The sequence below is a fragment of the Actinoplanes sp. NPDC023936 genome, assembly GCF_040639325.1.
GTDB lineage: Bacteria > Actinomycetota > Actinomycetes > Mycobacteriales > Micromonosporaceae > Actinoplanes.
In genome coordinates this window covers 512,805-538,051 of sequence record NZ_JBEZZR010000001.1, presented here as the reverse complement: position 1 = coordinate 538,051, position 25,247 = coordinate 512,805, and the positions used below count along the sequence as shown (strand labels likewise).

At 69.7% G+C, this 25,247-nt stretch carries 24 protein-coding genes; 11 read left to right on the top strand and 13 right to left on the bottom strand.

What is annotated here, in order from left to right; translation table 11 throughout:
• Nucleotides 1–207 precede the first annotated feature (207 nt).
• Together AB0F72_RS02330 and AB0F72_RS02325 are read right to left on the bottom strand one after the other, a co-directional pair.
• Complete coding sequence (locus tag AB0F72_RS02330; RefSeq protein WP_360423766.1) at nucleotides 208–1,290, bottom strand: DUF5925 domain-containing protein; 1,083 nt, start codon at nucleotides 1,288–1,290, stop codon at nucleotides 208–210.
• Nucleotides 1,291–1,347: 57 nt separating this feature from the next.
• Nucleotides 1,348–1,782, bottom strand: coding sequence for a nitroreductase family deazaflavin-dependent oxidoreductase (locus AB0F72_RS02325; RefSeq protein WP_360423763.1), 435 nt, complete (start codon nucleotides 1,780–1,782; stop codon nucleotides 1,348–1,350).
• A gap of 122 nt (nucleotides 1,783–1,904) precedes the next feature.
• On the opposite strand from AB0F72_RS02325, the gene AB0F72_RS02320 reads away from it, so the two are divergent.
• Genes AB0F72_RS02320 through AB0F72_RS02305 form a run of 4 tightly spaced genes read left to right on the top strand, consistent with a single transcriptional unit; the run spans nucleotide 1,905 to nucleotide 5,177 of the window.
• Nucleotides 1,905–3,542, top strand: a complete 1,638-nt coding sequence (locus AB0F72_RS02320) for a S8 family peptidase (protein ID WP_360423760.1) — start codon at nucleotides 1,905–1,907, stop codon at nucleotides 3,540–3,542.
• A 36-nt stretch (nucleotides 3,543–3,578) separates the two neighbouring features.
• Nucleotides 3,579–4,178: a sulfite oxidase-like oxidoreductase gene (locus tag AB0F72_RS02315; RefSeq protein ID WP_360423757.1), complete on the top strand. Its 600-nt coding sequence runs from the start codon at nucleotides 3,579–3,581 to the stop codon at nucleotides 4,176–4,178.
• 4 nt (nucleotides 4,179–4,182) lie between these two features.
• The gene (locus AB0F72_RS02310; protein WP_360423754.1) at nucleotides 4,183–4,920 is read left to right on the top strand and encodes a ferredoxin reductase; all 738 of its coding nucleotides are present in this window, start codon (nucleotides 4,183–4,185) and stop codon (nucleotides 4,918–4,920) included.
• Nucleotides 4,920–5,177 carry a DUF6510 family protein gene (locus AB0F72_RS02305; protein ID WP_360423752.1) on the top strand — a complete coding sequence of 86 codons (258 nt, stop codon included), beginning with the start codon at nucleotides 4,920–4,922 and terminating at the stop codon, nucleotides 5,175–5,177. Before AB0F72_RS02310 ends, AB0F72_RS02305 begins: the two co-directional genes overlap by 1 nt.
• Before the next feature lie 184 nt (nucleotides 5,178–5,361).
• Here AB0F72_RS02305 and AB0F72_RS02300 read toward each other — a convergent pair whose 3' ends face one another.
• Nucleotides 5,362–5,565 (bottom strand): hypothetical protein, encoded by a 204-nt coding sequence (locus AB0F72_RS02300; RefSeq protein WP_360423749.1) that lies wholly within the window; start codon nucleotides 5,563–5,565, stop codon nucleotides 5,362–5,364.
• Nucleotides 5,566–5,577: 12 nt separating this feature from the next.
• Nucleotides 5,578–5,790: a hypothetical protein gene (locus AB0F72_RS02295; RefSeq protein ID WP_360423746.1), complete on the bottom strand. Its 213-nt coding sequence runs from the start codon at nucleotides 5,788–5,790 to the stop codon at nucleotides 5,578–5,580.
• A 285-nt stretch (nucleotides 5,791–6,075) separates the two neighbouring features.
• On the opposite strand from AB0F72_RS02295, the gene AB0F72_RS02290 reads away from it, so the two are divergent.
• The 4 genes from AB0F72_RS02290 to AB0F72_RS02275 are packed head-to-tail and all read left to right on the top strand — an operon-like array spanning nucleotide 6,076 to nucleotide 8,868.
• Nucleotides 6,076–7,461 carry a helix-turn-helix transcriptional regulator gene (locus AB0F72_RS02290; RefSeq protein WP_360423743.1) on the top strand — a complete coding sequence of 462 codons (1,386 nt, stop codon included), beginning with the start codon at nucleotides 6,076–6,078 and terminating at the stop codon, nucleotides 7,459–7,461.
• Nucleotides 7,458–8,018 (top strand): GNAT family N-acetyltransferase, encoded by a 561-nt coding sequence (locus tag AB0F72_RS02285; RefSeq protein ID WP_360423740.1) that lies wholly within the window; start codon nucleotides 7,458–7,460, stop codon nucleotides 8,016–8,018. The genes AB0F72_RS02290 and AB0F72_RS02285 overlap by 4 nt, the downstream gene beginning before the upstream one ends.
• A gap of 38 nt (nucleotides 8,019–8,056) precedes the next feature.
• Nucleotides 8,057–8,518 carry a hypothetical protein gene (locus tag AB0F72_RS02280; protein WP_360423737.1) on the top strand — a complete coding sequence of 154 codons (462 nt, stop codon included), beginning with the start codon at nucleotides 8,057–8,059 and terminating at the stop codon, nucleotides 8,516–8,518.
• A gap of 53 nt (nucleotides 8,519–8,571) precedes the next feature.
• On the top strand, nucleotides 8,572–8,868 hold the full coding sequence (locus AB0F72_RS02275; RefSeq protein ID WP_360423734.1) for a hypothetical protein: 297 nt from the start codon (nucleotides 8,572–8,574) through the stop codon (nucleotides 8,866–8,868).
• Between the two features lie 42 nt (nucleotides 8,869–8,910).
• Here the strand turns inward: AB0F72_RS02275 and AB0F72_RS02270 are convergent, their stop codons facing one another.
• From AB0F72_RS02270 to AB0F72_RS02250, 5 genes are read right to left on the bottom strand one after another with little or no spacing between them, the layout of a single operon-like run.
• Nucleotides 8,911–10,986: an alpha-galactosidase gene (locus AB0F72_RS02270; protein WP_360423731.1), complete on the bottom strand. Its 2,076-nt coding sequence runs from the start codon at nucleotides 10,984–10,986 to the stop codon at nucleotides 8,911–8,913.
• On the bottom strand, nucleotides 10,983–12,320 hold the full coding sequence (locus tag AB0F72_RS02265) for an extracellular solute-binding protein (protein WP_360423728.1): 1,338 nt from the start codon (nucleotides 12,318–12,320) through the stop codon (nucleotides 10,983–10,985). Before AB0F72_RS02265 ends, AB0F72_RS02270 begins: the two co-directional genes overlap by 4 nt.
• A 39-nt stretch (nucleotides 12,321–12,359) precedes the next feature.
• The gene (locus tag AB0F72_RS02260; protein ID WP_360423725.1) at nucleotides 12,360–13,193 is read right to left on the bottom strand and encodes a carbohydrate ABC transporter permease; all 834 of its coding nucleotides are present in this window, start codon (nucleotides 13,191–13,193) and stop codon (nucleotides 12,360–12,362) included.
• Nucleotides 13,190–14,059 carry a sugar ABC transporter permease gene (locus tag AB0F72_RS02255; RefSeq protein ID WP_360423722.1) on the bottom strand — a complete coding sequence of 290 codons (870 nt, stop codon included), beginning with the start codon at nucleotides 14,057–14,059 and terminating at the stop codon, nucleotides 13,190–13,192. The genes AB0F72_RS02260 and AB0F72_RS02255 overlap by 4 nt, the downstream gene beginning before the upstream one ends.
• Complete coding sequence (locus tag AB0F72_RS02250; protein WP_360423719.1) at nucleotides 14,056–16,023, bottom strand: beta-galactosidase; 1,968 nt, start codon at nucleotides 16,021–16,023, stop codon at nucleotides 14,056–14,058. The genes AB0F72_RS02255 and AB0F72_RS02250 overlap by 4 nt, the downstream gene beginning before the upstream one ends.
• Nucleotides 16,024–16,156: 133 nt before the next feature.
• Here AB0F72_RS02250 and AB0F72_RS02245 point away from each other — a divergent pair, with 133 nt between their 5' ends.
• Nucleotides 16,157–17,170, top strand: coding sequence for a LacI family DNA-binding transcriptional regulator (locus tag AB0F72_RS02245; protein ID WP_360423716.1), 1,014 nt, complete (start codon nucleotides 16,157–16,159; stop codon nucleotides 17,168–17,170).
• A 234-nt stretch (nucleotides 17,171–17,404) separates the two neighbouring features.
• On the opposite strand, the gene AB0F72_RS02240 is transcribed toward AB0F72_RS02245, so the two are convergent.
• Complete coding sequence (locus AB0F72_RS02240) at nucleotides 17,405–17,830, bottom strand: hypothetical protein (RefSeq protein WP_360423713.1); 426 nt, start codon at nucleotides 17,828–17,830, stop codon at nucleotides 17,405–17,407.
• A gap of 192 nt (nucleotides 17,831–18,022) precedes the next feature.
• Here AB0F72_RS02240 and AB0F72_RS02235 point away from each other — a divergent pair, with 192 nt between their 5' ends.
• The gene (locus tag AB0F72_RS02235) at nucleotides 18,023–18,802 is read left to right on the top strand and encodes an SGNH/GDSL hydrolase family protein (RefSeq protein ID WP_360423710.1); all 780 of its coding nucleotides are present in this window, start codon (nucleotides 18,023–18,025) and stop codon (nucleotides 18,800–18,802) included.
• A 171-nt stretch (nucleotides 18,803–18,973) separates the two neighbouring features.
• Nucleotides 18,974–19,417: a PLD nuclease N-terminal domain-containing protein gene (locus AB0F72_RS02230; protein WP_360423707.1), complete on the top strand. Its 444-nt coding sequence runs from the start codon at nucleotides 18,974–18,976 to the stop codon at nucleotides 19,415–19,417.
• A gap of 845 nt (nucleotides 19,418–20,262) precedes the next feature.
• Here the strand turns inward: AB0F72_RS02230 and AB0F72_RS02225 are convergent.
• From AB0F72_RS02225 to AB0F72_RS02215, 3 genes are all read right to left on the bottom strand, one after another.
• Nucleotides 20,263–22,074 (bottom strand): protein kinase, encoded by a 1,812-nt coding sequence (locus AB0F72_RS02225; protein ID WP_360423704.1) that lies wholly within the window; start codon nucleotides 22,072–22,074, stop codon nucleotides 20,263–20,265.
• Between the two features lie 108 nt (nucleotides 22,075–22,182).
• Nucleotides 22,183–24,222, bottom strand: coding sequence for a response regulator (locus AB0F72_RS02220; protein WP_360423701.1), 2,040 nt, complete (start codon nucleotides 24,220–24,222; stop codon nucleotides 22,183–22,185).
• A 61-nt stretch (nucleotides 24,223–24,283) separates the two neighbouring features.
• Nucleotides 24,284–25,222 carry a ribose-phosphate pyrophosphokinase gene (locus AB0F72_RS02215; RefSeq protein WP_360423699.1) on the bottom strand — a complete coding sequence of 313 codons (939 nt, stop codon included), beginning with the start codon at nucleotides 25,220–25,222 and terminating at the stop codon, nucleotides 24,284–24,286.
• Nucleotides 25,223–25,247: the final 25 nt, after the last annotated feature.

Here is a 25,247-nt window from a genome sequence, read left to right as displayed (position 1 = left end):
CATCGACCGCCGAACCTACAAGGCCACCATCAGCCTCACGGTCCTCGCCGGACCAGCCTTGACGACCAGCCCGGATCCTTAACTACCCGGCATTGCGGCTAGCCCGGGGTGACGCGGCCGCCCCTCGCAGCCGGACTACCCCGGATCCTCACCTGGTGTGCCGGCATCCGGGCGCCGGATCGGCGGAGCCGCGCGAGCTCGTCGACCTCAGAGGTACATGCCGATCCGGGTGGACTGCTTGGGCACCGTGACCGGCTGGGCGCCGGTCTTCAGGGCGTAAAGCTCGGCGAGCGTGGCGCCGTCCGGGGAGATCCCGGCGGGCGAGCCCAGCCAGGCGACGGCCTCCGGGTACGGCAGCCGGCCCACCTCGATGCTGGCGAGGCACCGCCCCGGCCGGATCACGGCGGGGTGCAGGGTCGCCAGGTCCTCGTTCGTGGTGATCCCGATCAGCGCGTTGCGGCCCTGTCCGAGCATCCCGTCGGTGAGGTTGAGCAGGCGCGACAGTGCCTGCCCGGCGCTCGCCTTGGCCTCGCCGCGGATCAGCTCGTCGCAGTCCTCGAGCATCAGCAGCCGCCACTTCGGCTCGTCGTCCTCGCCGCTGCCGAGGGCCACGCTCATCAGGTACGCCGGGTCGGCGAAGAGCCGTTCCGGGTCCAGCACACAGTCCACCTGGCACCAGGACCGCCACTGCTGGGCGAGTGCCCGCAGCGCGGTGGTCTTGCCGGTGCCGGGCTCGCCGTGCAGCAGCAGGATCCGGCCGGTGATCGACGTCTCGTCGAGGTCCATCAGCCGTTCCAGGGTCTGCGCGACCGGGGCGGCGTAGTTGCGGCGGATCCGCGTCCAGGGCTCGGCGTCGATCTGGCGTTCGCTGCGCCGCGGGCCGTGCGGCCCGAAGTGCCAGAACCCGATCGGGACCGTCCCGGCATCGGGCGGCGGCTCCTCGACCGCGTCCGCCACGGCCTCGCCGAGCAGTTTCTCGGCCAGCTCGGCGGTGGTCGCGGTGATCGTGACCCGGGCGCGGCGGCTCTGCTTCCAGCGCATCACGTGCAGCGTCCAGCCGTCGCCGACACTGATCCGGTTGTGGCCGTCCTCCTCGACCGCGTCCCGGAGCACCGTCGCGTCGGGCAGGGCGAGCGCCGCCTCGGGGCGGACGTTGTCCAGGTGCGTGGTCCGGCCGTACGGCTCACGGCCGGAGACGAAGGGGTCCAGGGCGATCAGGTCGACGATGTCCACCAGCCGGTCGCCATCGTCGACCTGCCCGCTCACCGGAAGCTGATGGGGGGAATCCATCAGCTCATGATCCACGCTGAGTGACGCACGGGCATCCGCTTTCGCTCAGGAGCTCGGTCAGGCCGGAGTCAGCAGGAACACGGGGATCAGCCGGTCGGTCTTCTTCTGGTAGTCGGCGTACGGCGGGTAGGCGGCGACCGACCGCTCCCACCAGATCTCGCGTTCCTCGCCCTCCAGCTCGCGGACCGTGTAGTCGCGTTTCACCTCGCCGTCCTGGAGCTCGACGTGCGGGTTCTTGCGGATGTTGTAGACCCAGACCGGGTTCTTCGGGGCGCCGCCGAGCGAGCCGACGACCGCGTACTCCCCGTCGTGCTCGACCCGCATCAGCGCGGTCTTGCGCAGTGCGCCGGTCTTCGCGCCGATCGAGCTGAGCACGACGATCGGCATTCCCTGGATGTCATTGGCCTGTGCGCCATTGGTCTCTTCGTACTTCTCGGCCTGCTTGCGCGCCCAGTCGGACGTGCTCGGCAGATATTCACCAGTCAACGGCATGATCCCGAGTCTATGAACCGCACCCCAACCGCACCAGCGCGCTGCCCGGGACGCACTCGCCGCCACGGACCGTGGTGGTAACCCGGCCAAAGGTCGGACAGACGAGCGGAAGGCGGGTTCACGTGCGGTTTCTCACCGGCACCCTGGCCATCTCCCTGGCCGCGGGCCTGGGCGCGGCAGCCATGCCCGGAATCTCCTACGCGGGCGTGCCGGCGACCGTCAGCGAGGCGCACCCGGCCCGGGTCGTGGGCACCAGCGTGGACGCGTCCGGCCGCCCGGTCGTGGCCGTCCACGAGGCCACCGACCGGCGGGAGACCGCCGAGCTGCTGGCCGAACTGCCGAACGCGCAGCTCGACGTCGACGTCCGGGTCGCCGGGTCGGACCCGTACCGGTCCCGGCAGTGGGCGCTGCCGAAGGTCAAGGCGACCACGGCGTGGGCGAGGTCGGCGGGCGCCGGCGTCACCGTCGCGGTGATCGACACCGGGGTGGACGCGCGCCACCCGGACCTCGCCGGCAAGGTTCTCCCCGGCTACGACATGATCAACAAGGTTGCCGGCGGCACCACCGACGGCAACGGGCACGGCACCCACGTGGCCGGCATCATCGGCGCGGCCACCGGCAACGACATCGGGATCTCCGGTGTCGCCCCGGACGCCGAGATCCTGCCGGTGCGCGTCTTCGACGCCAAGGGCGCCGGATACATGTCCGACGTCGCCGCGGGCATTCTCTGGGCCGCCGACCACGGCGCCGACGTGATCAACCTGTCGCTCGGCTCCACCGGGAAGCTGGACGCGCTGGCCGACGCTGTCGCCTACGCCCGTGGCAAGGGCGTCACGGTGATCGCCGCCGCCGGCAACGAGCGGCAGAAGGGCAGCCCGGTGAGCTACCCGGCCGCCTATCCCGGAGTGATCGCGGTCGCCGCGACGACCTCCGCCGACACGTACGCGTCCTTCTCCAACGCCGGCGGCTACGTCGACGTCGCCGCTCCCGGCGACGCCATCGTCAGCACCTACCCCACCGCCCTGACCGGCGGCGAGTACGTCGCGATGAGCGGCACCTCGATGGCCTCGCCGCACGTCGCCGCGGTGGCCGCCCAGCTGAAGGCGTACCAGCCGGCACTCGGCCCGGACCAGATCGAGAAGATCCTCGAGGCCTCCGCGATCGACCTGGGCGCCGCCGGGTTCGACACCACCTACGGCAACGGCCGGATCGACGCGGCCGCCGCGATCGCCGCCGCCGGGCAGTCCGTCACCGCGAACGTCAGCACCCGGACCGTCACCTACGGCGCCCGGACCAGCACCACGTTCACCGCCACCTCGGCCGGCAAGCCGCTCGCCGGCGCGAGCGTCTCGGCGTGCCTCTCGGTCGCCGGGGCGGCCTGGACCTGCACCCCGGTGACCACGAACGCGGCCGGCGCCTACACGTTCACCCGGACCGCTGACGCCACCTACAAGGCCCGCCTCTTCGCACCGTCGACCACGGACTTCGCGGCGGCCTCGGCCACCACGAGCCACACGGTGAAAGCCAAGGTCACCGCGGTCCGCAGCACGAAGGGCGTGATCACGGTGAAGGTGACGGGCGCGTCCGGGCAGACCATGACGGTGCAGCGGTACGTCAGCAAGAAGTGGAAGACCGTGCGGACGTTCCGCTCGATCGCCACCCGGAAGGTGACCGGCCTGGTCAGCGGCGGAACCTACCGCGTCGTGGTCGCCGGGACCAAACCCGTCGCGGGCGTGACCAGCGGCACGGTGAAGGCATGACCCTTTCCCCTATGTGAATACGGTTTACTTCAGGTCATGGGCATCATCTCCCGCGGTTTCGGCGGGCGGCGGCGTGAGTCGCTGCCCGGCCTGCCGCCCGGCCAGTACCTGACTCACGACTTCCCGGTGCTCTCCGCCGGGCCGACCCCGCGCATCCCGCTGGACCGGTGGAAGTTCACGATCACCACCGAGACCGGCGAGAAGCACGCCTGGGACTGGAAGGAGTTCACCGCCCTGCCGGCCGAGGAGTTCACGGTCGACATCCACTGCGTCACCAAGTGGTCCAAGCTCGGCACCACGTGGAAAGGCGTCGCGCTGGACACCCTCTTCGAAGACGTCGAGTCGGCCGCCGACTACACGATGGCGCACAGCTACGGCGGCTACACCACGAACGTGCCGCTCGACGACCTGCTCGACGGCAAGGCCTGGATCGTGTACGAGTTCGACGGCGAGCCGCTGCACCCGGAACACGGTGGCCCGGCCCGCCTCGTCGTGCCGCACCTCTACTTCTGGAAGTCCGCGAAGTGGATCAACGGCCTGCAGATGCTGAACGACGACGAGCCCGGCTTCTGGGAGACCGGCGGTTACCACATGTACGGCGACCCGTGGCGTGAGCAGCGCTACCAGGGCGACTGACGGCATGAAGAACCGGATCAGCTGGCGGGTCGCGACGGTTTCCGCGGCACGCTGGGAGACCGGGTCGGCCCGTACCCTCGTGCTCGACGTGCCGGACTGGCCGGGCCACCTGCCCGGCCAGCACATCGACGTCCGGCTCACCGCCGAGGACGGGTACACCGCGCAGCGCAGCTACTCGATCGCCTCCGCCTGGGCGCCGTCGCCGGGGACCGTCGAACTGACGATCCAGCGGCTCGACGACGGCGAGGTGTCGCCGTACCTGACCGACGTGGTCGAGCCCGGCGACCAGATCGAGCTACGCGGCCCGGTGGGCGGCTGGTTCGTCTGGCGCGAGAAGCAGACCGCGCCCGTGCTGCTGATCGCCGGCGGCTCCGGCATCGTGCCGCTGATGGCGATGATCCGCGCCCGCGGCGAGGCACGCGGCCGCCAGCCGTTCCGGCTGATCTATTCGGTGCGCACGCCGGAGGACGCCGCTTACGCGGACGAGCTTCGCTTGCGGGTACGCGAGAATCCCGGCCTGGACGTGCATTTCGTCTACACCCGGAAGACCCCGGACGGCTGGCCCTCCCCGCCGAAGCGGATCGACGTCGCGACGATCAACTCGCACGGCTGGCCGCCGGACTTCCAGCCGGACTGCTACGTCTGCGGCCCGACCGGCTTCGTCGAGACCGCCGCCGACATCCTGGTGGCGCTCGGCCACGACCCGAAACGCGTCCGCACCGAACGCTTCGGCGGCGCGTGATGGAACTCGACGGGAACGCGCTCGCCGGCGACCTGTCCGAGGTCTTCGCAACCGACGCGACAGTCGCGGTCTTCACGTGCGCCGGCTGCGGCCACGCCGGCGCGGTGGCGACCCTGCGGGTGTGGGGCCCGGCGCCGGGCGCGGTCGGCCGCTGCCCGAACTGCACGGACGTGATCCTGCGGCTGATCCGCACCCGGTCCCGGGTCGTCCTCACCCTGACCGGCGCCACCCGCCTGGAGCTCCCCCTCGACGCCTGACCAAGCTGTCACACCCGTCGGACGACCAGCCCCGGCTTGACTTCGGCGGCAGGCTTCCGGCTCACCCGCCGGCGCAGCTCGCTTTCCGCCGCGCTTGCCACCAGCCGCGACAGCCGGAGGCCGCTGCCCGAGCTGTACGGACTCCGCAGCGCTCCCGTACCGACACCGTGCCTACTTGGGGACTTCAGGCGCGCGGCACACCCCTCACATCCATACCGGAGATGGCGCCCTCGTTCATCGGGATCGCTGCCACGTGCAGAAACGCCCGCAGTGTCGTCGCGAGCCCGTCGATCCGGTCATCCTCGACGAAGGCATATCCGCCCTGCGACCAGCAGTCGGCGACCCGCTGAGCCGCGTCCCGCAGCGGGTCTCGATCCGTGTCAGCCATAGCTTTCTCCATTCACCAGGTCCATTTCAGAAAGCGTTCGAAAAGCACCGATGGCGGCTCATTCGCCAGCACATGAGCCGCGTCCTCGAGTTCGTCCCAGAGCCGCATCGCGAGCTGCACCGGATCCGATGTGGTGGCCTTCAGATGTTCCCTGGCCGGGTCACACGGCCATTCCTTCGCGCAGCTCAGGCAGTTGTAGGTGCTCGGGTCCGGCTGGTGGTCCATGGCGGCGATGGTGAAGCATCAGTTCCTGTGTCGGCCATGAATCGACCTTTCCTGCGACAAACCGCTGACATTTGCCGAGGTCCGTTTCGAGGCTTCCTCCGGCGTAGTTGATGACGGTCGATCGTCTGCCTGTCCACACCGCTTCGCGAGATTGTCGGCGGATTGTCGGAACAGCCGGTTCGCGGACCTCGATGTCAGCATCGTCGGCTACAGTCGCGGCACACGTCGCGCTACCCGACATCGTCGCAGGCGCGGCGGCCGTGACCCGGCCCGAGGGAGCCGCCGATGGCGCCTGACGCGACCTATGACCCGAGTGGGGAGTGGCGGCTGCTCGGCCAGAGACTGGCGGGCTATCGCAAAGCCGCCGGCTATACCCAGAGGGCACTCGCCGCCCACGACCGGATCCACTACGGGCGTAGCACGATCGCGAACGTCGAAATCGGCCGGCAGTCCATCGGACGTGCCTTCTGGGAGTCTTGCGACGCGGTTCTGGGGACGGGCGGAGCGCTGGCCGACGACTACGACCACATCGCGAGGTTCATCCGCCGGCACCGCATCGCTGAAATCAAGACGGCTGGTCCCGGTCCGGATTCGGCACCACTGGCAACCGAAAGCGACCAGGACAACACTATGGGTGTGCTTCGTCGAACGGTCCTCCTCGCCCTCGCCGCCGCAGGCGGCACCGCCTTCGGTTCCGGCCTGCCGGACCCTGCGGACAGCAGGACTGTTCGCGCCCGGCCACCAGCCGACGTTGATCATTGGGAGGAGACGGTCTGGGAGTACGGCTACTCCTTCCTCACCACCCCGCACGAAACCCTGCTCACCGACCTCTGCCTCGATCAGGCCACGGTAAGACGTCAGCTGTCAGTGGAACTGGGAGCCGGGACCTCGGCCGCTCTGCCGCTGGCGGCTGTCGCTGCTCAGCTCACCGCACTCATGGCGTATTGCAGTACCAACCTCGGATTCACGCGGGAGGCGGGCCATCTGTGGCGGTTCGCGCGCAAGTACGCTGACATCTCCCAGGATGACAAGATCCGGCCCTGGGTCAGCGGACACGAGATCATGTCCGGGATCTACCAGGAACGTCCGCTCGATGTTCTCGCCGCCCTCGCCGACCGGGCCACAGCGGAGTGCCGGAGCAGCGCGCCCAGTGCCGGCAAGGCGGAACTGCTGGGCAGCCAGGCCGAGGTCCTTTCACTGTTGGGCCGGGACCGCGACGCGCAGGATGCCCTCGAAGCGCTCGCGGAGACCTACGAGAACCTCCCCGGTTCCGTCACCGGCCTTCGCGATTCGTTCTTCGGATGGCCGGAACACCGCATGCATCACGCGAGGTCGTTCACGTCCTCGATGACCGGCCACACCACCGACGCGTTCAGCGCCCAGAAGACGGCGTTGAAGCTGTACCCCACCACGAAACAGGTCAGCCGCTGCCAGATCAATCTGCACCATGCCCGATGCCTCGTCCTCAATGGCGAGATCAGCGAAGGGCTGCGGCACGCGGGCGACGCGTTGGACGGTGTCGACCTGGCGACGTGGAAGGTGTTCGTGCTCGCCGTCGCCGACCGGATCACCGACGCGGTTCCCCGGGGCGAACGCCGGCGCGCCGACGTCCGGGAGTTCGGTGACCTGGTGCGACGCTATCGGTCCGGCGGGCGGCAGGTGCTCACATGACATTCACCATCGCGTCCTGGCCGGGTTTCGAGGTGATCTCACGCCTCGACGAGCTGGCCGAGATCTACGCGGAGATCTATTCCGAGCCGCCCTACAACAGCGGCACCCCGTCATCCGTCGCCGGCTTCATCGACCGGACCACGCGGCAGGCGGCACGGGAGGGATTCCGCTTCCTCGCCGCGATCGCCGACCAGCAGATCGCCGGCTTCTCGTTCGGCGTACCGATCGCCGAGGGCGCATGGTGGGCAAGCGACGAGTTCACCGAGCCTCCCGCCGATCTGCGCGCCGCTCCGAAATTCGCGGTCATCGAACTGGTCGTCCGCAAACGGTGGCGGTTCCAGGGCATCGGCCACCGGCTCCTGAGGCAGCTGCTGGACGGACGGCCCGAGCGGTACGCCATCCTCACCGCGAGGACCGACGCCCCCGCCCGCCAGATGTACGAACGGTGGGGCTGGATCAAGACCGGGACGGCCCGTCACTCGGCAGAGTTCCCGACCATGGACGCGCTCGCCCTGCCCCTACCTGCCTCATCTACGACAACCCGACTTCATAAGTAGTGTTGAAGTTCGGCGATCCCGCGACGTAGTGTTGCCATGTGACCACCGCTCCGCTCGAATCCGTCCCGTTCTCGGAACTGCTGCGCCAGCCGGCCGAAACCGCTGAGCGCGCCTTCCGATCCCGCGCCGTGCGGCTACGCCGGCGCGACGCGGCCGATCTCGTGCTGATGTCCGCCGACCGCGCCGAGGCCGAGGGGCAGCTCGTCGACATCACCGCACGCCTGCTGGCGACGTTGAGCCGCCAGAATCCGGAGCTTGTCCGTGACCTGCTGCCGACGGTCCTTCCATGGGTGCGTTTTCTCCCGGATAAGGACCGCGAACAGCTTGCGGGTGAATTCGTCTCCACCGCGGAGGCTGCCGCCGCGATGGGCAACACCGCTGCGATCTCCCAGCTATTGGTCGAGTGGCGGCACACCGCCGAGATCTATGCCGATCCCGAACTGCATCAGGCGTTGTCCAGCGAACCGACGGGCGACTTCGGTGTGGTGCCACGACCGTGACGCCGAAACGAGGAGACCGCGCGGCACCGCCCCCGCCGCCGGACGGATACACGGTGAAGTTCGCAACCGGTGACGCCGCCAAGGGCTGGGAGGAACTATGCCGGGTCGCGGCAGCGAACACGCGCGCCGCGTACCAGGCACTGGAGACCAACCCGTGCCCCCACCCCGGGACGGCCCGTCACCACCAGCTCAAGGGCAAACTCTCGACCGACACACACGGCGGCAAATTGTTGCCGCAGTGGCAGTACGAAGTCACGGGCGGTGGGCGTATCTGGTACCTCGTCGACCATGACACCCGCACGTGCTGGCTGAAGCTCGCCAGCACGGGCCACCCCAAGGCGACGGAGTGAACACCACCGGTCGCCGGCGGTCGGCACGCTGGGGTGGCGGCGTCAGCTGACCTCCAGGAGGAGGGCCTGCTCCGGGGCCAGCAGCGGGACCGGCAGGCCGGCCTCCGCCAGCACCCGGCCCGGCAGCGTGACCGAACCGGCGGCCAGCCACGCCGGTGGGGTGTCCTGGACCGCCTTCGGTGGGGTGCCGATCGGGCGGACCGTATAGGCCCGGTCCGGGTCCAGGCCGGGGAACCGGATCGGCGGGGGCAGGGCCGCGCTCGGTGAGCCGACCGCCACCAGGGCGTACACCGCTGACGAACGGTCCGGTGACACCACCCCGTGCACACGGAACGCCGGGTCGGGGGCGTCGGCGCGGACCACCGTGCCGGTGTGCAGCAGTGGGCGGAGACGCTTGTGGAGAGCGATCCAGCCGGCGATCACCGCGCGGTCGGCGCCGGATGCCGTGGTCAGGTTCCATTCGATGCCGGCGCTGCCGAACAGGGCCGTGGCGAGCCGGAAGCCGAGCGCCGCATGGCGGCCGGTGACGTGGGCGGTGGCGTCGCCGAGGTGGCCGCCGAGGTACTCCGGCGGGATCAGCACGCTCGTCCAGCGCTGGATCCGCTGGCGGTCGAGCGGGTCGTTCGTGTCCGATGTCCAGAAACGGTCGACCAGGTCGAGGATGCCGAGGTCGATCCGGGCGCCGCCGGACGCGCAGCTCTCGATCTCCACGTGCGGGAAGGCGGAGCGCAACTCCCCCAGGAGCCGGTACAGCGCGCGGGTCTGCCGGTGTGACGTGCCGGGCACCAGCAGGTCGCGGTTGTGATCCCACTTGAGGAACGCGATCGGGTACTCGGTGAGCAGCGCCGAGAGCCGGTCCCGCAGGTACGCGTAGGCGGCCGGGTTGCCGAGGTCGAGCACGCGCTGCCAGCGCCAGGTGGGCCCGGAGCCGCCGCCGAGGATCCAGGACGGGTGTTCGCGTGCCAGTGCGGAGTCCGGGCTGATCATCTCGGGTTCGACCCACAGGCCGAAATCCATGCCGGCGGAGATCACCCGGGAGATCAGCGGGTGCAGGCCGTCCGGCCAGACGGCCGGGTCCACGTACCAGTCGCCGAGCGCCCGTTTGTCGTCGCGGCGGCCGGTGAACCAGCCGTCGTCCAGCACGAAACGCTCGACCCCGGCGGCCGCGGCCGCGTCCACCAGGTTTTCCAGGATCGGCAGGTCGTGGTCGAAGTAGACCGCCTCCCAGGTGTTCAGCACGACCGGCCGCGGCAGGCGCAGCGCGGAACGGGAGCGGATCCACGGGTGCAGGCGGTCGGAAAGGCCGTCGATGCCGGTCTCCGAGAAGGCCGCGACGAGCCACGGTGTCTCGTAGGACTCCCCCGGCGCGAGCCGGATCTCGCCGGGCGCGAGCAGTTCGCCGCCGCCGAGGGCGCTGTGGCCGAGCGCCGAGCGTTCCGCGAAGAGCCGCTTGTCTCCGCTCCACGCCAGATGCACGGCCCAGACCCGGCCGCGCCGGAAGCCGAACCCGGGAACGCCGGCCATCAGCAGGAACGCGTCGTCGTGACCGGGACGGCCGTGCCGGCTCTCCCGGCTCCAGACGCCGTGCCGCAGCGGGGCTCGCTGCGGCTGCCGCTCGTGCGCCCAGAGCCCGGTGAAGTCGAGCAGCTCGGCGGCGTCCGCGCCGATCGGCAGCTGGACGTCCAGCCCGGCGAGCTCGAAGCCGGTGTCGCCCCGGTTCACCAGCCGGTGCCGCACGCGCAGGACGCCTTCCGCGGACAACTCCAGCTCGGTCGTCAGTCCGAGGGAACCGTCGGCGCTCTCCCCCCGTACCCTCGCAATCGGGTCTTGATCGTGGAGCTCGACGAGGCGGAAAGCCGGCGCCGGAGCGCCCTGCCGGTGGCCCTCCACGGCCTGCCGCCCGCTCCAGCCGTCCGCGAGCGCCGGCCACAGAGACCATTGCAGGGGTACGTCGATCGAGCTGGGCGGCACCGCAGGAACGGACGCGTCGGCGAGGGCGACGAGGGCCGTCTCGTCGAGTCCGCCCAGGTCCGAGCCCCAGTGAATGATCGTTGGAACGCCACCGCGGGCGTCCAGCACGAGGCTGGCGCCCGCGGCGCGGAGGTGGAGCACTGTCACTCGGCGACCGGAATCGACTGCGACTTGAGAGTCTCGACGGTCGAGGTCTGCGCCTTCGTCAGCGCGTCGAGCAGGGTGCCGTTGCCGGAGACGGCGGCCTTGAAGCCGTCCGAGGCGGTGGTGTAGGTCGAGGTCATCGTCGGTCCCCAGACGAAGTCGGACGCGACCTGGGTGGAGGCCTGCGCGAAGACATCGTAGATCGGCTGACCGCCGTAGAACTCGACTCCCTGCTTCAGGGCGGGCAGCGAGGCGCCGGCCTTGGTCGCCGGGTAGAGCTGCGCCTCCTTGTTGAGCAGGGTCAGCGCCTCCTCGGAGGTGTTCAGCCAGAGAGCGAACTTGGCCGCCTCGTAGGGGTGCTTCGAGCCCTTGAAGACCGCGGTGGCCGAGCCGCCCCAGTTACCGGCGACGGTGCCGCCGGAGGTCCACTGCGGCATCGGGGCGACCGCCCACTTGCCCGAGGTGTCCGGCGCGCCCGACATGATCGAGTTGGCGCCCCACACCGCGGAGACCCAGGTCCAGGCCTTGCTGGTGTTGTACGCGTTGTCCCACTCGGTGGTCCACGGCGGAACCGTCGAGACCAGCTTCTTGTCGAGCAGGCCCTGCCAGTAGTTCGCGACCTTGGTGGTGTTCTCGTCGGCCAGGTTCACGGTCCACTTGCTGCCGTCGTTGCTGAACCAGCGGCCACCCGCCTGCCAGGAGAGGCCGGCGAACTGGTTGATGTCGGTCTGCGAGAAGTTGGTGATGTAACCACCGGCGGCCTTCACCTTCTCGGCCGCCGCGGCGTACTCCTCCCAGGTGGCCGGCACTCCGATGTTGTTCTTCTCGAACAGGTCCTTGCGGTAGAAGAGCGCCATCGGGCCGGCGTCCTGCGGGATGCCGTAGACCGAGTTCTCCTCGCCGAACGTGACCTGTCCCCAGGTCCAGTCGACGAACTGGTCCTTCGCCGCGGTCACCTCGGCGCAGCCGGCCAGGTTGGTCAGGCCGTCCTGCACCCGGAAGCTGGGCAGCGCGTCGTACTCGATGTGGCCGAGGTCGGGCGCGTTGCCGGCCTTCAGCTGGTTGAAGAAGTTCTGGTACGTGCCGCCGTTGCCGTTCGGGCCGGTCTGCACCTTGACCTGGATGTTCGGGTTCGCGGCGTTCCAGACCTTCACCACGTTCTCGATCCCGGGGATCCAGGTGGTGTAGTTCAGGGTGACCGGGCCGGAGGACGGTGCGCAGCCGGCCGCGCCGGCGGCGGTGGTCGCGTCGTCGTCACCGCCTCCACTCGAACAGGCGGTCAGAGCGAGCGCTGAGGTCAGCACGATGCCGAGGGAACGCATCGGGAAACGCATCATTTTCCTCGTTTCAGCGGATTTACGGGTGAGAGGGGGTTCTTACTTGATGGCGCCCGAGCCGAGGCCGTTGCGCCAGAACCGCTGGAGGAGCAGGAACGCGATCACCAGCGGGATGATCGAGACGAACGCGCCGGACAGCACCAGCATCCGCAGCTCCGGAATCTGGTTGACCTGCGTGTTCCAGGTGTAGAGGCCGAGGGTCACCGGGAAGAGCCGCTCGTTGCCGAGCATGATCAGCGGGAGCAGGAAGTTGTTCCAGACCGCGACGAAGTGGAACAGGAAGATCGTCACGAGGGCCGGGAACATCAGCTTGCTGGCGACCGTGAAGAACGTCCGCACCTCGCCGGAGCCGTCCAGCCGGGCCGCTTCGAGCAGCTCGTCCGGCACGCTCGCGGTGGCGTAGATCCGGGCCAGGTAGACGCCGAACGGGTTCACCAGGCTGGGCAGGAAGACCGACCAGAAGGTGTTCGTCGCGTTGAACTGGCTGAAGATCAGGAAGAGCGGCAGGGCGAGCGCGGTGAACGGCACGAGGACGCCGCTCAGCACCACGTTGAAGATCGCCTCCCGGCCCGGGAAGCGGTACTTCGCGAGGGCGTAACCGCACATCGCGGCCAGGATCGTGCCGAGCAGGGCCGCGCCCCCGGTGTAGAGGACGCTGTTCAGCATCCAGCGCAGGAACACGCCGTCGCCGTACGCGAACAGCTCCTTCAGGTTGTCGATCAGGGCGAAGTCGGCGAACCAGAGCGGATCGGTGCTGCTGAACTGGGTCCGGCTCTTGGAGGCGGCGACCAGCAGCCACCAGATCGGGATCAGGAAGTAGAGGGTGCAGGCGCCCATGACGAGCATGGGTGCGATGCGGTTCGCGTTCTTCACTTCTCGCCTCCGCGCTGGGTCACCTTCAGGAAGGCGAAGGACAGCAGGCACGTGGCGAGCGCCAGCACGACCGAGAACGCCGCCGCCAGGTTGAAGTTGGGGATGGAGGAGGTGGAGTAGACGGTCAGGTTCGGCGTGTACGTGCTGGACACCGCCGAGCTGAACGTCCGGAAGACCGCCGGCTCGGCGAGCAGCTGCAGCGTTCCGATGATCGAGAAGACAGTGGTCAGCACGATCGCCGGCGTCACCAGCGGGATCTTGATGGACCACGCGGTGCGGAACGCCCCGGCGCCGTCGAGCTTGGCCGCCTCGTACACCTCCTGCGGGATCGCCAGCAGCGAGGAGTAGATGATCAGCATGTTGTAGCCGACGTAGACCCAGGTCACGACGTTCGCCATGGACCAGAGCACGAGGTCCGCGCTCAGCAGGTCGACGGCGCTCGTCACGCTCTGGAACGGCGACAGGTTCGGCGAGTAGAGGAAGCCCCACATGATCGCCGCGACCACACCGGGTACGGCGTACGGGACGAAGAAGGCGAGCCGGAAGAACCGGCGGCCCCGCACCAGGCCGGAGTCGAGCAGCAGCGCCAGCAGCAGGGCCAGGCCGAGCATGACCGGGACCTGGACGACGCCGAAGAGCAGCACCCGGCCGATCGACTCCCAGAACGGCCCGTCCGCGAACACGCGCTGGTACTGGGCCAGGCCGCCGAAGACCTCACGGGCCGGGCCGAACGTGCCGGTGCGCTCGACCTTGTAGAGGGACTGCTTGATCGCGTACAGGATCGGCGCGAGGTAGAAGGCCGCGAAGAGCAGGCCGAACGGGAGGATGAAGAAGAGCAGCGCGCCGAGGGGTCTCTTCCTGGTCATGCCGTCACCTCCCGGATCACCGCTGTCTGTCCCGCTCCAACCATGCTGATCTTGGTGTCTGTCACGAGGTCATGACCAGTTTCGATCGCCACCGGCTGCGGGCCGTGGTTGATCACGAAGAGATAGGAGCGGCCCTCCCCGGAGCGCCGGACCACCTCGACGTCGCCGTTCGACTCCGGACCGGTCGCCGTGACGCCGGCTCTGTCCAGGACGTCCCGGAGCAGCTCGCGCAGGCCGCGCGGATCGAGTTCGGTGGCGACGTACCAGGCGTTGCCGTTGCGGGTTATCGCCGGCACGCCGGGAAGCGGCCCGTCGGAGTAGGTCGCGATCGTCTCGGCCGTCGTGGTGCGCAGGCGCTCGGTCCAGGTCGTCCCGGTCGCACCGTTGCTGAGTGTGACCTCGTGGCCGGGCAGCAAGGGGGCGAACTCCTCGCCGTGGATGCCGAGCACGTTCTTGAAGGCGCCCGGGTAGCCGCCGAGGCGGATCCGGTCCCGCTCGTCGACGATCCCGGAGAAGAAGGTGACGACGATGCTGCCGCCGTTTTCGACATATGCCGCTATTTGCTCGGCGTCCTTGTCACTGACCATGTAGAGGCACGGCACCACCACCAGTTTGTATTTGTCGAGGTCAGCGCCCGGGGCGACCACATCGGTGGTGACGCCGAGCTCGCGCAGCGCCCGGTGCGCGCGGTGCACCTGGTCGAGATAGGTGACCGCCTGTGACGGGCGGGCCTCACCCTCCGCCGACCACCAGGACTCCCAGCTGAACACCAGCGCGACGTCCGACTCGACCTCGGTGCCGGCCACCTCGCCGATCCGGTCGAGGATCTCGGAAAGGCGCAGCACCTCCCGCCAGGCGGCGGTGTCGGTGCCGGCGTGCGGCAGCAGCGCGGAGTGGAACTTCTCGGCGCCCTGCGCGGAGGCCCGCCACTGGAAGAAGCAGAGCGAGTCGGCGCCCCGGGCCACGTGGGTCAGCGAGTTGCGGATCATCTCGCCCGGCGCCTTGGTCAGGTTGTGCGGCTGCCAGTTCACCGCGCCGGCCGCCTGTTCCATCAGCATCCACGGTTTGCCGGCGGCCAGGCCACGGGTCAGGTCGGCGGCGAAGGAGAGCTCCGCGACCGGGTCGCCGAGGCGGTGGTCCAGGTAGTGGTCGTTCGCGACGACGTCCATCTCCGGCGCCCAGGACCAATAGTCGAGGTTGCGGATGTGCGCGGTGACCATGAAGTTCGTCGTTATCTTGATGTCCGAGTGGCGGCGCAGGATCTCCGCCTCGGCGCGGTAGTAGCCGAGCAGTTCGTCGGAACTGAACCGGTGGAAGTCGACGATCTGAGCCGGGTTGCGCAGCGAGAGCGCCAGCCGCGGCGGCTGGATCTCCGACCAGTCGCCGTACCGCTGGCTCCAGAACGACGTGCCCCAGGCCTCGTTCAACGTCTCGATCTTGCGGTACCGCTCGCGCAGCCAGGCCCGGAAGGCCTCGGCGCTGGCGTCGCAGTAGCAGAGCGCGTTGTGGCAGCCCAGCTCGTTCGAGACGTGCCAGAGCGCGACGGCGGGGTGGCTGCCGTAGCGCTGCGCGACGCGCTCGACCAGGGCGAACGCCTTCTCCCGGAAGACCGGCGAACTCGGGCACCAGGCCTGCCGTCCGCCGGGGAAGCGGATCGTCCCGTCGGCCGCGGCCGGCAGGATCTCCGGGTGCAGGGTGCTGAGCCACGGCGGCGGGCTGCTCGTCCCGGTACCGAGATTGACCTGGATCCCGTTCTCGTGCAGCAGGCCGATGACCTCGTCGAGGTCGTCGAACTCGTACCGGCCGGGGCTGGGCTCCAGGTTCGACCAGCCGAAGATGTTGACGGCCACCAGGTCGACGCCGGCCTGACGCATGAGCGCGACATCCTCGCGCCACACGCCGGGCGACCATTGTTCCGGGTTGTAGTCACAGCCGAGGCTGATCCCGGTCTTCCGCTTAAACATAAAACTCCTGGTCACAGGTGTGTGCACGTGCACACATTTCCGGGGACCTAAGTGTCCGTTACGGATGTGTGAACGTGCACACAGTAGGACTGGCCTGGCACTCGGTCAATAGGCCCGGCGCTACATTGATCGCATGTCGAGGCCTCCGAAGCGCGCCACGGTCCATGACATCGCCGCCGCGGCCGGTGTCTCCCGCGGCACCGTGAGCCGCGTGCTGAACGGCGGGTACGTCTCCGCCGAGGCCCGCGCCGCGATCGAGGCGGCCATTCTCGAAGTCGGCTACGTGCCGAACAACGCGGCCCGGACACTGAAGATGCGCCGCTCGCAGGCGGTCGCCTTCGTCGCGCTGGAGCCGCATTCACTCTTCCTCGACGACCCGAACATCGGCTCGATCATGCTCGGCGCGAACGCCGCGCTCTCCCTCGCCGACCACCAGATGGTCAGCCTGGTGGTGGAGTCCCAACGCGACACCGAGCGGGTCGCGCGGTACCTCAGCGGAGGTTTCGTCGACGGCGCCATCGTCGTGTCGGCCCGGACCCGGGACCCGATCATCAAGGTAATCTCCGACCTCAGTCTTCCGGCGGCCTTCGTCGGCCATCCACCCGAGTTGAGCGACAACATCCCATTCGTCGGGATAGACAACGTCGGCTCGGCCCGGGCGATCACGTCCCGCCTCGCCTCCAGCGGCCGCCGCCGGATCGGCATGATCGCCGCAGCGCTCGACCGGGACTCCGGCATCGACCGATTGACAGGCTTCAAAACCGCATTGGGTACGGGCTACGACCCCGCCCTCGTCGCCGACGTGCCGCACTACGACTACGGGTCGGGCGTCAAGGGGATGCGCCTGCTGCTCGAACGCGAACCGTCGATCGACGGCGTCTTCGCGGCGTCCGACGCCATCGCGGCCGGGGCCCTGGAGACGCTGCGGGAAGCCGGGCGCAGCGTGCCGGGCGACGTCGGTGTCGTGGGGTTCGACGACAGCACGTGGGCGGTGCGGTGCCAGCCGCAGCTGTCGACCGTGCACCAGCCGGCGAAGGAGCTGGGGTCGTGCGCGGCGCAGCTGGTGCTGCGGCAGCTGCGTGGGGAGACGCTGGAGCCGGGCGGGCAGATGCTGCCGACGCCGATCGTTTGGCGGGACTCGGCCTAGGGAGCGGCCAGCGCCTACGCCCATGGCGCACGCTCACGGCGTATGCCCATGGCGCACGCCCACGGCGTATGCCCATGGCGCACGCCCACGGCGCACGCCCACGGCGCACGCCCACGGCCCGCCCTCCCTAGGGGGCTCCCCCACTGGCCAGTGTGGCGCGGATTGTCGATCTTCGGCGGGCGGCCTGTGGACAACCCGCGGCTGTGGACAGCCGGCGGAGCCGCCCGCCCGCCGCTAGCCCCGGAAGCTCGACCGGAGACGGTCGGCCAGCGTCGTCGGCGGCGGAGGCGGGAGCGGGCGTTGCACGGCGGGCCGCTCCGACCTGCCGATCGGGCGATCGTAATTGGTCGCCGCGATCGTCTCGATGGCCTGCTCCTCGGTGAAGTGCTCGGAGCCGGGGATCGTCTCGACGAAGCCGACGAGCACACCGTTGCGCATGACCTGGGCCTGCAACCCGGCGGCGCCGACCTCCCACTCCGCCTCGCGGCCGTCGACGAGCACGACCCGGATGCCATAACCCGCACCACCGGCGCGCGGAAGCCGCACATGGGCGAAAACGTTGCGGTCCCGCAGGATCTGGACCATGCGGCGGGCCCGGTTCTCTTCCATGAAAACGACCGTAACCCGCGGATCTGAAGACACGCTGAAGATCGGCTCCACGGCCGCCGAGGCTCTCGTCACTATGAGCACACGTAACATGACTCGCGGCCATAACCCCAGGTCACATCGATGAATGTTACTACTATGTAATAGGAATGTCACCGGATTCCTTTTCTCGGTACCTTGACTTACTGTGCGGTAACCGAAGCGCTTCGGGCCCTGAAGTCCCCACGTGGATATCGGAGGCCACCGATGAGAGCGGCTACCGTCCTCGCCAGTCTCGTCACGTCCGCACTGAGCCTCGTCCTGCTCGCCGCGCCCGCCCAGGCAGCGAGCACCGTCGACTACGTCGCCCTCGGCGACTCCTACTCCTCCGGCGTCGGCGCACCCGGTCAATCCGGCACGTGCCTGCGCAGCAACAACAGCTACGCGGCGCAGTGGGCCGCGCGGAACTCGCCGGCGTCGTTCCAGTTCCTGGCGTGCGGCGGCGCCGTCACCGACGACATCGTGAACACCCAGGCACCGGCCATGCGCAGCGGCGCCGACCTGGTCAGCATCACGATCGGCGGCAACGACGCGGGCTTCGCGCCGACCCTTCTCACCTGCCTCACGTCAAGTGACTCGGCCTGCGCCGCCAAGGTCGATTCAGGCAAGGCGTACGTGCGGAACACGCTCCCCGGCAAACTGGACGCGGCCTACCAGGCGATCCGGGCGAAGGCTCCGGGAGCCCGGGTGGTCGTCCTCTCGTACCCGCTGATCTTCGACACCTCGTCGCTGCTCTGCGAGATGAGCGTCGCGAAGCGGCGGTCGCTGAACAGCGGCGCGCAGGCCCTCGACGACATGATCAGAAACCGCGCCGAGGCGAACGGATTCGTCTACTCCGAGGTGCGTGACGAGTTCAGCGGGCACGGGGTGTGCTCGGCACGGCCCTACCTCAACGGGCTCACCGTGATCCCGCCGCAGAATTCCTACCACCCCAACACCAACGGATATACGTACGGTTATCTGCCCGCCCTCACCTCCGCCGCCTAACACCCGTTGCCGGTCTTGGCGATCCGCTCCGGTCGTGATTCGCGGCGTTGATCGCGGCGTGATCGCGTCGCTGGTCACGGCGTGATCGCAGGGTGATCGCCAAGATCGGCTACTCAGTGGCAACGCCGGGGGAACCCGGGGCGCTTCCGAGTACCGGCAGCATCTATCCGCATGGCCCGACTGAACACGCTGCTCTTCCTCGTCATCGTCGCGCTCAGCGTGGTCGCTCTGATCGACTGCCTGATCACCGACCGGGCGCGCCTGCGGTCCTTCCCGCGCGGCGCCTGGATCGTGCTGATCCTGCTCTGCCCGGTGGCGGGGGCGATCGCCTGGTTCCACGCGGGCCGCGCAACATCACCGCGCGGCGCGCACCTGCCGCGGTACGGGGCAGCCAGCGCGCCCGGCCCGGACGCCTCGTTCGGCTCGGGCAGCTCGAACGACCTCGGCGGCTCGGGCGGCCGGGGCTACTCGGGCAGCCCGGGCAACTCGGGCAGCCGGGACACCTCGGGCAGCCGGGACACCTCGGGCGGCCGGGGCTACTCGGGCGGCCCCATCGGACCCGAGGACGACCCGGAGTTCGTCGAGCGACTGGCTGAGGCCCTTCGCAATCGGTGACGCGCCCCGCCCGCGTCGTCCGAGCCAGATCTTGGTAACTTCAGCCCACCGAGCGGCCCAGGCGTCACTCGGTGTGCCGGCATCCGGGGTAAAGCCGGCGCTTCGCGGAAAGCCGCGGACGCCCCGCGCCCCACAGAATGACGCAAAGCCGCCAACGCTCCGCCGCTGCAGTGACGCGTCGTGACAGCAGGGCGGCTCGGCGAGGTTTCCGAGATCCTGGGTGCGGCGATTCGTACTCGCATCAGACCAGCGAGCGCGGTAGTCGCGATAAATACGACAGATCCGTCGTCGGCGATACCGGACTCGAGATCTGCTAAGGCGAAGTGGCATTCCCTGTTTGTCAGCCGTAGCCCAGACCTGTGATCACGCCCCGATAACCGGCCTCGGCTACGGCTCGCGCCCGCCACGCGCCCGCCACGCGCCCGCCAGCCGTAGCTCAGGCATGTGATCACGCCCCGAAAACCGGGCTCCGCTACGGCTCGCAACCGCCAGCCGTCGCTCAGACACGTGATCACGCTCAGATAACCCGCCTGCGCTACGGCTCGCGACCGCCAGCCGTCGCTCAGGCATGTGATCACGGCCGGATTACCGGGCTGGGCTACGGCTCGCGCGCTGGCCGGTCGGGCGGCTACCAGCGAGGGCGGCTGCCCCCGGGCTGGCGGCCGGCGCGAGAGGGCTGCCGCGGGCTGGCGGCCGCGCGAGGGCGGCTGCGCGAGGGCGGCTGCGCGAGGGCGGCTGCCCTTGGGCTGGTGGCCGGCGCGCGAGGGCTGGCCCCGGGCCGGCGGCCGTGAGAGAGGCTGACCCCGGGCCGGCGGCCATGTGGGAGAGGGCTGACCTCGACCGGGTTACCAGCGGAACGGGCGGCCTCGGGTGGTGCTGGTGGCGGCTCGGCCGTGGCGGACGTAACGGTAGGTCATCACCACTGCGTACTGGCGGCCTCGGCGGGGCTCGGCCACCAGGGGGCCGCACTCCCGGGTGATCGCGCGGCGGGTGAAGGAGAGGTCGTCGCAGGTTCGGGGGCCGGCCACGGTGCGGCCGGTTCGGGTGTCCTGGAGGGCCACCTCGATGCGGCCTCGGCCGCCGGCCGGGGCGGTGAGCGCCGCCTGGACGTGGACGTCCTGGCCTAGTTGGTGGCATGGGCGCCGGCTGAGCGGGGCGCGGGTGCGCAGGTCGAAGACCAGGTCGGGTGAGCACTGCCATCGCCCCTGCGCCGCTGCTTTGCCCTCGGGCAGGGGCGACCGGCCGCCAGTCCTGGTCGAGGCGGGGCGCGTAGCCCGTACATGTGGCTTTTTGGTCTTGGGGGACGGATGCGCGACGCCCGTCGCGGCCTTGCGGGCAGGCGTGGGCCGGGTGGTTTTCGGGTGGGTCGGCGGTGGCTGCGCGGCAATGACCGAGGCGGCCGGGGAGGTCGGCGCGCTCAGCTGGGGTGCGGTGATCACCGTGGGTACCTCGGCGGGGGTGCTGCCGGAGCGGCCGAGGTGCCAGCCGGTCGCCGCGATGCCTGAGGCGAGCATGGCTCCGGCGATCACGACGGCGGTCGCGCCGGGGCGTGACCAGCGATGAGACCGCGTGGCATCGGCCTGCGGCCGGCGCGGGGACAGAGACCACCGGGGCCGCAAAAGCTCAGAAAAGCCCTGAGGACCAGAAAAGCGCTGAGGACCAGAAAAGCCCGGAAGCCCAGAAAAACCGGAAAAGCCCGGACGGCGAGGCCCGGCCGGGCGCGGGACGGCCTGACGGGGTACGGGCAACCGCGACGCCGAATCGAAGACGATCGACTCGCTCGGCGGGCTGCCGGGGCGGGAGAGCGCCGGCGTGTCCGCGAGATTGCGGGCCAGGAACCGCAGGTCGGTGACGAGGTCGGCGGCACTCGGGCGCTGGCGCGGCTTGGCCGCCAGGCACATCATGATGATCCGCCAGAGCGGGTCGGGAATGCCGGGGCGGCGCTCGGGCCGGCCCTCGGCGTGCAGGCGCATGAGCTCGGGGATGGAGTCGCTGCGGAACGGCGGCTGGCCGCTGACCAGCTCGTAGAGGAGCACACCGAGCGAGTAGACGTCGGTGGCCGGGCTCGGTGTGACGCCGTGGAACGCCTCCGGCGCCATGTAGTGCGGGGTGCCGACGACCGCGTTCGGCGTGGTCATGCTCGGCAGGGTGAGTATCCGGGCGATGCCGAAGTCGGTGAGCCGGGCCTCGGCGGACTCGCTGAGCAGGATGTTGTCCGGTTTCAGGTCGCGGTGGATGATGCCGAGGTCGTGCGCCTCGGCGAGGGCGGACGCCACCTGACCGGCGAGCCGGACCGCCTCGGCGGGCGGCACGGTGCCGCGCTTGTGCAGCAGGTCGCGCAGGTTGCCGCCGGCCACCAGGTCCATCACCAGGCCGAGGGTCTCCCCCACGCTGAACAGGTCACGGACCCGCACCACGTGGCGGTGCCGCAGCATCTGCAGGATGGTGCGCTCCTGGACGAACCGGGTGACGAGCTTCGGCTGCCGCAGCAGGCTGTCGTGCAGGAGTTTGATCGCGACGGGTTCGCCGGTGGAGCGGTCCTCGCCCCGCCAGACGGTGCCGGTGGCGCCCTGTCCGATCGGGCGGACCATGATGTAGGAATTCCCGACACACCGCCCGGCAAGGGGCGTGTCCGAGTCGTCGGGGTCGTTTGTCATTCCGGGCCCTTCCGACGACGACGGCAGCAATGCCCCGGAATGATGCTTTTTGTCCAGACGGTCTGGCAAGCCCAATGCGGAGTTTCGCACCGAAAGGTCGGTTTTGCGTTACTGCCGTGGCGGCTCCTCGTTCTGACGGATGGGCTGGGGACCACACAGCGACCGGATCGCGCCGAGCAACGTCGACCGGGTGAACGGCTTCTCCAGCAACATGCTGTTGTCGTCCAGGTGCAGCTGCGGGCCGAGCGACGCCGCCGAGTACCCGGACATGTAGAGCACCGGCAGATCCGGCTGGTGCGTGCGCAGCGCGCTGGCCAGCTCCGGGCCGGTCATCGTCGGCATCACCACGTCGGTGATCAGCAGGTCCGGGCGCGCTCCCGAGGCGACCTGCGTGACGGCCGTCAGCGCGTCCGTGGCGACCGCGATCTCGTACCCGGCCGGCGCGATCAGCCGTTGCACCAGCTGCGCCACGTCCGGCTGGTCCTCCACGATCAGGACCCGGCCGATCACCGCCTGCTTGGTCCGGCCCTCGCCGGACGGCGCCGGCCGTTCCTCGGCGGCCGGCAGGTAGATGTGCACCGTGGTGCCCATCCTCGGCTGCGACTCAAGCTCGATGTGGCCGCCCAGGTTGCTCACGATCCCGGCCGTGGTGGCCAGGCCCAGACCGGCCGCCGTCGGACGGGTGGTGAAGAACGGCTCCAGGGCCCGCTTGCGGACCTCCTCCTCCATGCCGACGCCGGTGTCCGTGACCACCAGATGCACCAGCTTGCCGGCCGGGGCGTTCTCGGCGGCGAACTGGCCGGGCTCGACCACCTCGTTGGTGGCGGTCACCCGGACCATGCCGCCGTGCAGCATCGCGTCCCGGGCGTTCGCGGCCAGGTTGACCAGCGCCTGCTCCAGGGGACCGCGCTCGGCCTTCACCGGCCAGACGTCCGGCCCGAACGTCAGGTCCAGGCCGATCCGCTCGCCGAGCGTGCGGCTGAACAGCGACTGCACGTCGGTGAGCAGGTCCGGGATCGGGATCACCTCGGGCCGGTTGCCCTCGCTGCGGCCGAACGCGAGCAGCTGGTGGGTCAGCGTCCGGCCGGTGGCGACCGCGTCCAGGATGTCCTTCGCCAGCTGGTGCGCCGGGGCGTCCTCCTCGGTCCCGGTCAGGATCATGTCGGCCGAGCCGGCCACCACCGTCATCAGGTTGTTGAAGTCGTGCGACAGGCCGCCGATCAGCTGGCCCAGGCTGTCCAGCCGGCGCAGGTGGTCGAGCTGCCGCTTGAGGCCCCGGGCGTCGATGTGGTCGGTCGTGTCGGTGATCATGCAGAGCACGCCGGCGAACTCGCCGTGGTCGTCGCGGATCGGCATCATGCTGATCCGCACGCTGCGCCGCGAGCCGTCGGCCCGCATCAGGCGGGTGGCGCCGACCGTGGATCGGCCGGTCTTGCACTCGGCGATCCGGCGGTCCAGCTCCTTCTGCCCGACGTTGTCCAGGAAGCCGCGCAGCGAGACCCCGATCAGCTCGGCGCGGGGCATGCCGAGCACCACGCCGATCGGCTCGTTCGCGTACGTGGCAACCCCGTCCGGGTCGAGCTGGAGCACACCCTCCGGGATCGTCTCGAGGACCCGGTGGTACCGCTCCTCGGCGGCCTTCAGCCGTTCCTGGGCCCGCGACGCCGAGACCGCGAGGCAGAGCTCACCGGCGATGTCCCGGGCCAGCTCCACCTCGGGTGTGGAGTAGAAGGCGTCCGGGCTGTGCCGGGTCAAAATCAGAAAGCCCGCGTACGTGTTGTCCACGATCACCGGGCACAGCACGGCGGCCGTGATGCTCAGCTCCGGAGCGGCCAGCTCGGCCGCCGAGTCACCGGCGAGCACGATCGGCCGGCGGCTCGCGGCCAGCGTGGTGGAGTACTTGTCGTCGGGCGTCTCCCCGACGCGGTCCAGGGCGCGGGCCAGCGGACCGGACCGCTCGTTGTCGAGGTGGTGGTAGGAGATCTCCTCGTACCGGCCGTCGTCGCGGAGCAGTTGCACACCCGCGCCGTCACCGATCATGTCGGCGGCGGCGCGGGCGGCCGTGGAGCGCACCTCGGCCGGATTGGCCCCGGCTCGGCTGAGAGCGAGGGCGAGGTCGGCGAGCGCGTACCGGAGGGGGTAAGCCATGACACCCATGTGGGTCATGATTCGCGTTTGGTTGGGGTTGTGCGGGCGGTTCGCGGGATTTTTATCCGAACAACGCACTCACTGATTCGCCGTTGTGGATGCGGCGCATCGCCTCGGCGAGCGCCGGGGCCACCGACAGGATGGTCAGCTTGTCGGTGCGGTTGTGCTGCGGGATCGGCACCGTGTTGGTGCAGACGATCTCCTCGATCTCCTTCTCCGCGGAGAGCCGCTGCACCGCGTCGGCCGCGAAGAGCCCGTGCGTGCAGGCCACCCGCACGCTGCGGACGTTGCGCTCGCGGAGCCGGGCCAGCAGCTCGAAGACCGTGCTGCCCTTGGCGATCTCGTCGTCCAGCACGATCACGTCCCGGTCGGCGACCTCACCGATCACCGAGCTGATCACCACCTTGTCGTCGGCGTACCGCTGCTTCGCGCCGGCCGCCACCTCGATGCCGAGCATCCGGGCGAACGCGGCCGCCTCCTTGGCGTTGCCGAGGTCCGGGGAGACCACCACGGCGTTGTCCAAGTTGTAGCGACGGAAGTGATCGGCCAGCTCGCGCAGCGCGTGCAGGTGGTCGACCGGGATGTTGAAGAAGCCGTGCACCTGGGGTGAGTGCAGGGTCATCGCGAGGACCCGGTCGGCGCCGGCGGTGGTGAGCAGGTCGGCGACGAGGCGGCCGCCTATCGAGATGCGCGGCGCGTCCTTCTTGTCGCTGCGGGCGTACGCGTAGTGCGGCAGGACCACGGTGATCCGGCCGGCCGACGCGCCCCGGGCGGCGTTGAGCATGAAGAGCAGCTCGGCGAGGTGCTCCTGGGTCGGCGGGGAGAGCGGCTGGATCAGGAACACGTCCTTCTCCCGGCAGTTGCCCTGCAGCTGGACCTCGATGCAGTCGTTGGCGAACCGGGAGATCCGGGCCGGCAGCAGCGGCACGGCCAGCTGCTCGCAGATCTCGGCAGCCAGTTCGGGATGAGCGGATCCGGTGAAAACGGCGATGTCACGCACGGGGACACCCTATTCACTGAGCCTT

Excerpts from the sequence above, each read along its gene's own strand:
- AB0F72_RS02330 (WP_360423766.1), bottom strand. The coding sequence starts at position 1,290 with ATGGATTCCCCCCATCAGCTTCCGGTGAGCGGGCAGGTCGACGATGGC.
- AB0F72_RS02325 (WP_360423763.1), bottom strand. The coding sequence starts at position 1,782 with ATGCCGTTGACTGGTGAATATCTGCCGAGCACGTCCGACTGGGCGCGC.
- AB0F72_RS02315 (WP_360423757.1), top strand. The coding sequence starts at position 3,579 with ATGGGCATCATCTCCCGCGGTTTCGGCGGGCGGCGGCGTGAGTCGCTG.
- AB0F72_RS02310 (WP_360423754.1), top strand. The coding sequence starts at position 4,183 with ATGAAGAACCGGATCAGCTGGCGGGTCGCGACGGTTTCCGCGGCACGC.
- AB0F72_RS02305 (WP_360423752.1), top strand. The coding sequence starts at position 4,920 with ATGGAACTCGACGGGAACGCGCTCGCCGGCGACCTGTCCGAGGTCTTC.
- AB0F72_RS02300 (WP_360423749.1), bottom strand. The coding sequence starts at position 5,565 with ATGGCTGACACGGATCGAGACCCGCTGCGGGACGCGGCTCAGCGGGTC.
- AB0F72_RS02295 (WP_360423746.1), bottom strand. The coding sequence starts at position 5,790 with ATGGACCACCAGCCGGACCCGAGCACCTACAACTGCCTGAGCTGCGCG.
- AB0F72_RS02290 (WP_360423743.1), top strand. The coding sequence starts at position 6,076 with ATGGCGCCTGACGCGACCTATGACCCGAGTGGGGAGTGGCGGCTGCTC.
- AB0F72_RS02285 (WP_360423740.1), top strand. The coding sequence starts at position 7,458 with ATGACATTCACCATCGCGTCCTGGCCGGGTTTCGAGGTGATCTCACGC.
- AB0F72_RS02265 (WP_360423728.1), bottom strand. The coding sequence starts at position 12,320 with ATGATGCGTTTCCCGATGCGTTCCCTCGGCATCGTGCTGACCTCAGCG.
- AB0F72_RS02255 (WP_360423722.1), bottom strand. The coding sequence starts at position 14,059 with ATGACCAGGAAGAGACCCCTCGGCGCGCTGCTCTTCTTCATCCTCCCG.
- AB0F72_RS02250 (WP_360423719.1), bottom strand. The coding sequence starts at position 16,023 with ATGTTTAAGCGGAAGACCGGGATCAGCCTCGGCTGTGACTACAACCCG.
- AB0F72_RS02245 (WP_360423716.1), top strand. The coding sequence starts at position 16,157 with ATGTCGAGGCCTCCGAAGCGCGCCACGGTCCATGACATCGCCGCCGCG.
- AB0F72_RS02235 (WP_360423710.1), top strand. The coding sequence starts at position 18,023 with ATGAGAGCGGCTACCGTCCTCGCCAGTCTCGTCACGTCCGCACTGAGC.
- AB0F72_RS02230 (WP_360423707.1), top strand. The coding sequence starts at position 18,974 with ATGGCCCGACTGAACACGCTGCTCTTCCTCGTCATCGTCGCGCTCAGC.
- AB0F72_RS02225 (WP_360423704.1), bottom strand. The coding sequence starts at position 22,074 with ATGACAAACGACCCCGACGACTCGGACACGCCCCTTGCCGGGCGGTGT.
- AB0F72_RS02220 (WP_360423701.1), bottom strand. The coding sequence starts at position 24,222 with ATGGCTTACCCCCTCCGGTACGCGCTCGCCGACCTCGCCCTCGCTCTC.